6 protein-coding genes are annotated in these 10,130 nt (G+C 65.0%); all 6 read right to left on the bottom strand.

Annotated elements, in window-relative coordinates:
- On the bottom strand, positions 1 to 916 hold a 916-nt coding region (locus tag CP49_RS33510; RefSeq protein WP_156438796.1), incomplete at its 3' end, for a LysM peptidoglycan-binding domain-containing protein.
- 133 nt (positions 917 to 1,049) lie between these two features.
- Positions 1,050 to 4,574, bottom strand: a complete 3,525-nt coding sequence (locus CP49_RS33515) for a LysM peptidoglycan-binding domain-containing protein (RefSeq protein WP_082646373.1) — start codon at positions 4,572 to 4,574, stop codon at positions 1,050 to 1,052.
- A 149-nt stretch (positions 4,575 to 4,723) separates the two neighbouring features.
- Positions 4,724 to 5,284, bottom strand: coding sequence for a hypothetical protein (locus CP49_RS33525; protein ID WP_156438795.1), 561 nt, complete (start codon positions 5,282 to 5,284; stop codon positions 4,724 to 4,726).
- Positions 5,285 to 5,380: 96 nt separating this feature from the next.
- Positions 5,381 to 6,661, bottom strand: a complete 1,281-nt coding sequence (locus tag CP49_RS33530; RefSeq protein ID WP_057854400.1) for a DUF1521 domain-containing protein — start codon at positions 6,659 to 6,661, stop codon at positions 5,381 to 5,383.
- Positions 6,662 to 7,020: 359 nt separating this feature from the next.
- Positions 7,021 to 7,392: an immunity protein YezG family protein gene (locus tag CP49_RS33535; protein ID WP_057854401.1), complete on the bottom strand. Its 372-nt coding sequence runs from the start codon at positions 7,390 to 7,392 to the stop codon at positions 7,021 to 7,023.
- Between the two features lie 29 nt (positions 7,393 to 7,421).
- The coding region (locus tag CP49_RS33540) for a DUF4781 domain-containing protein (protein ID WP_057854402.1) at positions 7,422 to 10,130 on the bottom strand (2,709 nt) is incomplete at its 5' end.

Raw genomic sequence — 10,130 nt, forward strand, 5'->3', positions numbered from 1 at the left:
GGTTGCCATCGACCCCGCAGAGCTTCGGCCCGCTGTACTTGGAGCCGCAGTAGCTTCCGTCGATGCCGCAGGCTTTTCCTTCCGTAAACTTGGCGCCGCAGGTCGCGTAGTTGACGGCGCAGACCGCGCCGGCCCTGGCATTCGCCGCACAGGCGCTTGCCTTCGCGCCGCACCCCGCAGCGCCGCCCGCCGCGGCACCGCACGCAGTAAGATCGGCGCCGCAAACCGTGCCAATCCCCGCAACGGCGGCACAGCCGCTTCCCTTGGCTCCGCACACAGTGCCTTCGCTGAGCTTGCCCACGCAGGGCGATGCGTTCGCGCCGCAGGCGGTGCCGATACCCACATCGAAACCGCAGGGCGTGGTTGCATTTACTGCGCAGGCTGCGCCGGCGCTGGCATCGATGCCGCACGGCACGCCCGGGCCCGACGCGGGCTGCGTGTTTTGCGCACCGCCAGGAGGCGATGTACCCGGTGCCCCGGTAGAGGGTGGTACACTTGGCGTGCCGGTGGGAGGCGGCACGCTCGGCGTGCCGGTTGAAGGCGGCGCGCTCGGTTGCGGCGGCGAACCTAGCGGCACGCGCACGGTCTCGCCCGGACGGATCACGTCCGGATCGCGGAACTGCGGATTGGCCTTGAGCACGTCGGGAAAGGGACGGTCGTACTGGCGCGAAATGCTCCAGAGCGAGTCGCCTTCCTTGGCGCGGTGCTCGATGATGTTGTCGTTGGCGGCATTGGACCCGGCCGGCCCGTTTTGGGCTGCCGATGCGCGGTCAACGCGGGAAGCGTCAACGCGAGAGGTCTCTGGCTGGGTCGCGCGCTGCAAGCTCTCCGACCAGGCTTGTGCGTCGCTGCTTTCTTCCTTCTTCGCCGGCCGCTGCGCGCGGGCGGCGAGAGGCCTGTCGATGACCTTCGCCATTGTCTCATCCGCTGGTTGCTAACGCTGTTCGCCGCTTCGGCGAACCCGCAGGTGGCTACGCCACCAACTCTTATGCATTGAATAGCGCGCTGAGCTGACATCGACCTGACGACTCGATACGGCCGATTCACGCTCAGCCCAGAATCGCCTCGCCGAACAGAACCCGTGCATAGTCACGAAGCGCCGTCATGCTTCGCGGATTGGGATCCTCCATTCGTGCCGGGTACCAACTTCCCGGCGCCGCACGATACTCACCCCGGAAACGGTGATCCTGCGGGTCATAAAGGTAGCTGCCGCCGAACTCCGGATCTTTGCCTGGAGGCGCCCACACATTGCGATCGTTGGAGGCCGTCAGCGGGAAGCGCCCCTGGTCATCCTGATCGACCGTGTGCGCCTGGTCGACGAGGTCGCGCACCTTCTCGGGATCCATGCGATTAAGCCGCTCCATCAACTGCTCCGGCGTCACGCCGAACTGCCTGGCAGTGGCCGCAAGCGCGGGCCCGGCACTGCCGCCATCATTATTGCTGTAGTCGGACAGCGCCGCGGCGATCTCGGGCCGATAACCGGCCGCCTCAAGGAATTCGCGGCTCGGCCCTTCGAACCGGGCCTTGTCCTTGGCGTCGTTATAGAGGTAGAGACCGGTTGCGGATGCGAGCACCAGGCCCGCCCCCACCGGACCACCCCAGGTCGCAAGCCAGCCGCCACTCGAGGCGACAGAGCCGGCCGCCATCAGGAAGCCGCCGCCGGCGCTAGTCGTGTAGAGCCCTGAGGCAATCCAGTCGCCGCGGGCGGCCGCATCGATGGCGTAGGCGCTGTCAATCAATCCGCCCCCGATCTTGAAGTAAGTGCTGAACTTGACCCACCCCGGCTCAAGCGCAAGCCCGGTACGGTTTGCCTTCGCGAGGATGGATGTCGAGAGGCGTTCGGCACCCGGGACGGCGCCCAAACCGAGCCAGCCGCGCTGGGCGCCGACGGCAAGCAGTTCGGCCGTTTCCTTGCCCGTGCCGATCGAGTAGTAGACCGCCTTGGTCATGTTGAGCAGATGGCCGGGATCCTTCGCGAACTTGTCCCAGGCCAACGCCGCCTGATAGCCGTTGAAGGCAGCACCGAGGCCGTTCATGCTGCCAAGGAAGGCGGATGCCTTCTTCGGATCGAGCTTGACGTCCTGGCCGGTTCCGAAAATATCGCGGACGGTATTCGAAGTGGTCGATCCCGCCGACGGAATGGCGGCGCTTGTGCCGGCGCCGAGATCGACGACCGCGCTCGAGGAGGACGGCTGCGAAGTCATCAACGCGTTGCCAAGTTCCTTGACAAAGCCCCTGGTGCCGCTGACCGATGAGTTCGGCGAGGCCGACGGTGACAACGTCCCCGCCTCCTGTCCGAGCACGATGCGCAGCACCTCCTTGCTGCCCTTGTCGCTCAGCCCCATCGCGAACTGCGCTTCCTTGCTGCCGACGAACTCGTTGCGTATTTCGGTCAGCCGCTCCGTGGTCGGCAGGCCTTGCAGCCGCGGCAATGCGTTGTTCAACGCCATGCTGGTGCGCACCGCGCCATAGCCAAGCCCATCGACCGCGTTGTATGTGCGATCGAAGTTGGGCAGCAGATCCGGCCGGTTGGCGACGTATTCGACGGTGGCGCGATCGAGCTGCTCCGGCGACATCGTGCCCGACCAGTCGGCGCGCAGGCGGCTCACCTCCGCCGTCGCATCGCCGAAGGCTTTTACGTCGTCCTCGATCCTGCCTTTAAGGACCTCGACCCCGACCTGGGTAGCACTGAGCAGGCTATCGGCCTCGCCGGTCCGGCCGGCGTCCTTGAGCTGCGTCGCCATCTCGAGCGCCAGCGTCGCGCCGGTGCCGTCGCTGACCGATTGCATCACGGCTTCCTGGTAGGCAGGCAGCGGGTATGCCGGGCTGTCCTGGACGTGCGGCTGGAATTTCTCGCTCGGTAGCTGCCGCACCATGATGTCGGCGACTTGCCTCGTCACGTCAGCACCATCGTTGCCGCGCGCGGCGTAGTCTGTCGCGGTGGCGATATTCTTGTAGACGCCGGCGACGTCCTGATACGCGATCGGACCGCCTTCCGTGAGGCTACGCTTCATGTCGGCGGCGACGCTGTCGATCGTCGGCAGGCTTGCCGCGACGATCCGCTCCGCGGTCTCCGGCGAGACGTTTTCCGTCTGCTGACGCAATGCCTCGGCTGCCGCCTTCGCGCCGCCCGTCTGGTAGGCGTTGCGTACGGCGTCGACGCCAGGCTGCACGGTCTTGTTATAGGTCGCCTGGTCGACGATCTCCTTGAACGCGGCGTCGTCCGGACCGTGCTCCTGGATCAAGGCGGCGCGCGCACCGATGGCCATTTCACGCTGCTCAGGCGGCACTTGCCCGGCCACACTGTCGAGCTGCCGCTCGATCTCCTCGCGCAACGCCGTCCGCTGTGCTGCGAGATTCTGCTCGAGGCCGGCACGCTGTGGCTGCCCGGCAGGGCCGGCGCTGCGCGCCGCATCGACGTCGCGTTGCGCCTGCGCGACCGCGCCATACTTGTCCACGATGGTGCCGAGCGTGTCGCGCGTCCAACCTTGTTTGCGCCAATCCTCGGTCACGTGGCGGTAGGCGGCGTCAATCGTTTCGCCAACCCTGGGATCATCAGGGAGGCTTTGCTTGAGCGCGTCGATCTGCGGGCGGACGGCCTCCTCGGGATAAGGCTTACCGGTCCCGATGAGGCGAAGCTGCCCCTCGACCTCCGTTCGGACGTTGCCCCACGCCGTGCCTGCGGCGTTGCGCGCCTCCTGCAATTCCATGTTGGCAAGCTTTCGCTCGCCCGGCGTCGCATTCGGATCATGCGCCACAGCTTCCAACGACGCGACCGAGCGATCGGCCGTCTGCGCATCGCGGACCAGTCCATTCAGTTCGGCCTGCGTCGTTCCGGCCTGCCGCCATTCCTGGTCGACCGCTGCGCGCGCGTTCTCCACGATATGCTGATATTTCGGATCGTCGGGAACCCGGCCGCGTATTTCATCGAGTGCGGGAGCTGTCGCGACGTCCGGAAGCGCTGCGTTGCGCCCTGCCTCGCGCAACTCATCCTCCGCCGAACGCTGAATATCGCCCCAGCGCTTCGACACCTCGCCGCGCGCGCCCTCCAATTCGATGTTCGCAAGCTTGCGCGCCGACGGCGTGGAGTTGGGATCGCGCGCCAACCGTTCCAGCGACGCCACGTTTTCCTCCGCGCGATGGGCACCTGCCACGTGTTCGCGCGCGTTCACAACGCGCGGATCGGCATTCGGCACAAACGCGACGTCGCCGAGCTTGATGCGGTCGGGATCGCGAAACTGCCTGTTGGCCTTCAGAACATCCGAGAACGGGGCGCGATATTCCTGCGAAATCCCATAAAGCGTGTCGCCGGATTTCACCTCATGCGGGATCTCGTTTCCTCGCACGGGCTGCGGATTTCCGTCGACGCGGCTGCGCTCCCGCTGTGTCTTCTGCAGAGCGGCATCGAACTCCGGATCCGTTTGCCCGCCAGCAGCAACGCGGTCGTTGCGGGTGGCGCCCGGCTGCACCTGGTTGGTGTTTGCCGGAGCTGCTCTTCGATCATCTGCCGCAGCTTGCTCAGGAGGCGTTCGCTGCTTTTCCGCGACACTTCGTGCAGGACTCGCACCAGACATCGATTTCGCTCCGGTCTTCAACGAAAATTAGGCACCAAGACGCAGCGGCTTCTGCCGGCATCGACATTCGGCCGGTGCCGATCAATCAGCGGATTTTTGGCCAATGAAGCTGATGACAAGCTGACGTGGGGACTACGCCCGCGGCACCGTCAACGCGGCGGCAAGGCCGAGCGCGCGACCCGTTCAAATTCAACCCGTCGCGCGTCGAAATTCTGCTTCTCTCCCACGCAGATCGTGGTCGTTCGCCCCTTTGGCGTCTCGACCAGCATGAAAAGGGTCCGAACGTCCTGCGCCCGTGCCGGCAGACCGGGACGCGACTTGAAATCTCCGATCATCGCAATGCCGCCGATGCCGTTGACGTTGAAGCGGTCGGTGGCGGACACATCATAGTTGATGGCTACCGCAGCCCGCGCAAGATCGATCCAGCGCGGCCCTTCGACGATGTCGTTGATGTCGCTTTGCTTGAGTTCGGCGTTTTGCGGAAGCGGCGTGAACGCAACCTGACAGCCCGTGTCGCGGTCGGACGGCTTCTTGACCTCGAACCGCACGACAAAGGTCGGCGTCGGAGCGATTGTGCGGGCGATGTAGCCTTCAGGAGGATCGATCGCGAGGCCGGTGCTTACATCGCGCAAAGGCTCGGCCGAGGCTGGCGCGATCAACGCCAGTGCAAGGCATACATCAATGCACGCACGGATCGAGCACCGCGACATCATCACGCTCCCTCGCAGAACGCATTCAAAGAAACGACGCCGGCCCTGACGGAACAGACCGTCAGGGCCAATCACTTCACGTCAGTCAGGCGATAATCAGGCAGCCTGCGGAATGTCCTGCTGTCCGCCGCCCGCTCCGCCGAGCAGACGCCCGAGCAGCGACACGACCGTGGTCAAGGCATCCTTTTCGTTCTGCGGCAGGTTGAGGCGACCGATCAGAGACGAGAGCGCACTCATGATCTGGTCGAACGGGCCACCGCCTGCTCCGGACTGCTGCTGGGCCGGAGCCGCCTCACCTCCCTCGTCGGCCCGCGGGGCCGCGATGGGCTGCGGCTGCTGGCCGCCGCCAACGCTGCCGGCACCGTTCATCACACGGCCGAGCAGCGACACCACCGTCTTGAGAGCTTCCTTCTCCTGCGGCGAGAGGTTCAGCCCGTCGATCACACCGTTGAGATTCTGCAGGATCTGATCGTCAGTACCAGCGCCCTGGGTCGGTCCGGTCCCTGCAAAGCCGTCGATGTCCTTGATATTGTTTCCGGTGATCTCCTGGCCATTGGGCAGCACGAGATCGTCGATCTCGCCGTTCTTCGTCTTCATGACAGTGCCGTCTTCATACTGCTGATCGAGGCATTGCCCTTGTCCGGACTTCAGCTCGGTCTTCAGATCGCCGCGGAAGCCGGTCATTTCGGCAGCCTGATCGCCGCGCGTAATGGCGACCTTTTCGATATAGGTCTTGCCTTCGCCATTTGTCGGATCGATCGTGATCTTGGTGCCGTCGGGCAATTCGAACGTCGCGGCCTTGCGGTGGAAATCGGTCTTATCACCGTCGCCAGTCTCGATGTGGGGATCACCCCAGACCTTGAACTTCTTGCCGGTCTGCTTGTCAGTGACTTCAAGCTGGCCCTTACGTTCGTTGCTGGCAGTAATGCAGTAGCGGCCGGTGTCGACCGTGTTGCCGTTGACCTTGAACGGTTCACCGGACGGACAGCCGGACGAGCCGCCGGAGCTCGGAGGCGTGGTCGGCTCAGTCGGTTCGGCCCCGCCGCTGCCATTGCAGCCGCAATGGTCATCCGGCCGACGCCCACCGCGACCCAGGACATCGTCGCTGGCCAGCCTGCGCACGAGGCCGGAGAAGCTCTGGAGCGCCGCGCCCTGCGCATTCGGATCCTGGCCCGCCGACACGAAATCGAGCGCTCCCGTGATCAACCGAACGCGCTCGCCATCGCTCCATTGGGCACCGGACTGGCCGGCGCTTTTCAGGATATTCGAGAAGATCGACGCCACGTCCTGCTGCTCGTTCTGCTGGACTCCTCCGCCCGCAAGTTGCCTGAGGCGATCGGCGTTCCCGATCATATGCTGTGCAACGTCTGTGATCATTTGCTTGCTCCTTCGCATCCCGTGATTGGTCAATCGCAAAAACGACCGAACGTGGTTCCTACCCGACCTGCCGTTCCGTGCAGGCCGCGGATCAATCTGATCGATGAACCTTGAAAGCGTGGGCAGCGTTAACGTACTGCACGCCGGCTCATGGTCGTACGATAGGCATGCAAGCTTTCGAGAACCTGACGGGGATGCGGATTTCGGCGGACGCCGTCAGCCAGCACGGAAACACGCGGCGAACCTCGCGCCGCCGAGACTCGCATCGCAACTCGATTGATCGTGGGTGCAAGATTATCGCCGTCGCGCCGACGCAACGTCCCACGGAGCCGGCACCTGCCGCTACAGGGCTCACGCGGTCATCGTTGGCGCGCGCGTACAGCCGCTTCGTCGAGGCGCGCCGATAGGTCGGCGTCGTATACAAAATTCGCGAAAAATTCGCCGTCCGGCGTCACCCGAAACGTTGCCTTGTTCCACGGCTCGTGCGCGCTCGAAGTCATGATCGTCTGCAGCTTCTTGATGGCTTTGGCCACCGCGTAATCGAGACGATCGACATCCAGATCGCCAACGCCGCGCTCCGCAGGATCGCGCGTGAAGTCGCCGGTAAATCCTGTCGATGTCTTCCAGACTTCGGCCTGCAGCCGTATTTCCTTCCACGGCTCGTCGACCGCGGCCGCCAGCGCGTTCGCCACAAAATCGTAGATTTCCTCGACGGTATTCAATTCAGCCATCGCATCTGCTCCCGTCGGTGTCGTCTAGTCTATTCGGACGCATTCTCGAAGAAGCGCGTATGCTTCTTGCCGTCGATCCAGAACGTCACCCGAAACGCTGCCGGCCGTTTCGAATCGCCATCGAATTCGGCACGGATTCGCGCATCGACCGTCTTGTTCTGCTGAAGCGCGGTCCGCCACTCCTGCTCCATATTATACCAGTCGCCGCCGCTTCCGTTCAACTCACGCGTCATCGGGTGATAATTGATCTGCTCGCCGGGGCCGTCGAACATCGCCGCGAACAGGTGTCCGCCCTGGTCGCCCTCGACGGCGTCCTTGATACCGCCGGCCTCCGCCGCTTTGCCCTGCTGATGCGTGTTTCGGTCGTGGCGGTTCAGGCGGACCCGTCCCCTGGCTTCGATCACCCGGCCGGCCTCATCAGTCGTATAAGTGTAGCGTCCCACGACATAGTCGGTATTGGGCGCCAGTTCGCCGTTCAGCGCCTGGTTCCAGCCGTCGGCCTTGTTTCCCGGCTCGAGCACGATGCGTGGTCGCTCGCCAGGCTGGCTGCGTGTGTTTCGCGCTTCGATCACCGCGCGGCCGGGATCGCGCACGAACGAGCTGACATCTTCCGCCAACTGATCCAGGTGCTGCTGATCGAGGGCGTTCTCGCTGATGATGTCGGCCCGTCGCTCGGCAGTGAGGCCAGGATCGGCCAGCTCGCGCGATCGCATCTCCATGCGCTCGCGGATCTTGCTGATATCGACCCGCGCGGCCCAGCCGACCGTGCCGGCGCGAGGCTCGCCATGCTCGGTAAAGAAGGTTTTGAGCTGGCCCTCGAGCGTGAGGCTTCGCTGGATATTTTGCGCGGTTGCAACATGCAGGTCGATATCGGACGCTGTTGCTTGCGGAGAATGCCTGATGCCCCGGACAGCGCCCGTCGCCGGATCGTAGTCGATCTGAACCGCATTCCCCTGCAGTGACCCGTCGGGTGTAACTTGCGGTGCGAAATTGCGCAGCAGCCCGTCACGCACGGCAATGGGGTTGAACATATCACCGGGCCGCAAGCCGCCGGCGCGCATCGCAGCACCGGTGCCAGCAGCCCAGAACCCCATGGACAACAGCGATTGCGCACGCTGTTCGCCCGACATCTCGTTCCAGTGGCGCGACAGATAGATGCTCTCGTTGGCGATCGCCGCCGTATCGACAATCGCCGCGCCCGCCTGCACGTAACCATGAAGCGATGCTTCAACCGGCGCGATCGCCCGCCCGGCGCGCCCCAGTTGGGCCAGTCGGGCGGCACTGCCGAATGCGCCAATCGATAGTGCACTTGCCCCAACATTCAGCCATAGCCCGCGTGCTGTCTCGTCGCTGAAGGGATCGATCGACTGGCCATGATCGGCGCGGTCTGCAAGTTCACTGCCGCTGCGGTATGCACCCCACGCGCCAGCGCCAACGGCAACCGCGCCGGCCCCGATCACGATCGGCGTTGCGAGGCCGCCGGTGCCGACGATCAGAACGCCGCCGGCGACGATACCGCCGACCAGCGCGACCTTGTCGACCACCTGGCTGAAGTGCTCGCCAAAACTATCGACCGTCTTCGGCGTGTTGCCATGCTCGAGCTCGACAGTTCCGTCAGGACCGGCAGTCAGATGTCCGCCGGATGGATAGGTCGTCGATCCCGGTGGAAGCTGGTTGTTTTCCCGCCAGTCATCGAAGTTGTCGTAGGCGCGTCCGATATTGTCGACGAAGCGCTCGCGCCCATCCGTGCCGGTGACGCGAAAGAGCGGCAGCTCGACCGGGCCCGTCTCCGCGCTCGAATAGGTGACCGGCAGAACCGTCACCTGTGCGTCGGCGCCCCCGACTGCGCGAATTTGGTCGGTGACGGCGCGCACCGCCGCAGCGTGTTCGCCGCTGGCATAGAGCGAGAGTTCGCCGCGGGAGATGCCGGCCTGAGCTTGCGCAAAGCTTGTGCCCGGCGGCAGCACCGGCGGCATCCCCATCGCAAAGCCGATGGTGTTGTGCAGATCCGTTCCGCGCAGGCGCTGTGGCGCGTCGCCACGCGTGGAAAGCAAGCGTTGGGCGGACGCCTGTGCCTGCGGTTCGACAATCGCGCGATTGGTCCAGGGATCGTCGGTCTGCCGCAGCGTATCGGCGGTGATCGCCGGATTCATGCGGATGGTCGCGAGTGCGTTCACGCGCGCCGCGAGCGGCGCCGTGTCGGCGCCCTGCGAGCCTAGCAGTTGACGCCCCTGCCGTGTTTCGAGAACGCCGCCAAGCCGCCCAGCCTCTGCACGCTGGCGCGCAGGATCATCGGGATGCCATTCGCGTGCGAGCGCATGCGCCATTGTCTGGCGCAGGGGCGGCACGCTGCTGTAGTCGGCCGCCGATGTTCCGGCGAACGCATTCTGCACGAACGCGCTCGCCGCTTCCGACCGAGGTCCCTGATTGAGCGCCGACAATGCACGCTCGCGCATCGACGCGGTCATCTGTCCGGTGAAGCCCGCCGATGCATCGGTCGAGAGCGCACGCGCGAAGCCGGCCGCATCCTCGGGCCGCAGCCCGTTCAGCATGTTCCGCAGCGGCCCGAGATCCGTGGGCGCGCTCCCCGGCGGGCCCGACACGGCCGTGATGGCAGAGACGGCGTAAGATGCAGCCGTCATTCGACGCGGCCACTGCTCGCCGGATCGCGCGGTGGCGATCGCGGGGTCGCGCGCAAGTTCGGCCGCCTGCAGCGCTGTGCGCTCGGCGACGACGGC

The sequence above is a fragment of the Bradyrhizobium valentinum genome, assembly GCF_001440405.1.
Lineage (GTDB): Bacteria > Pseudomonadota > Alphaproteobacteria > Rhizobiales > Xanthobacteraceae > Bradyrhizobium > Bradyrhizobium valentinum.

Bases quoted from the DNA above. Each gene is read 5' to 3' on its own strand.
- CP49_RS33525 (WP_156438795.1), bottom strand. From the start codon at position 5,284: ATGTCGCGGTGCTCGATCCGTGCGTGCATTGATGTATGCCTTGCACTG.
- CP49_RS33515 (WP_082646373.1), bottom strand. From the start codon at position 4,574: ATGTCTGGTGCGAGTCCTGCACGAAGTGTCGCGGAAAAGCAGCGAACG.
- CP49_RS33530 (WP_057854400.1), bottom strand. From the start codon at position 6,661: ATGATCACAGACGTTGCACAGCATATGATCGGGAACGCCGATCGCCTC.
- CP49_RS33535 (WP_057854401.1), bottom strand. From the start codon at position 7,392: ATGGCTGAATTGAATACCGTCGAGGAAATCTACGATTTTGTGGCGAAC.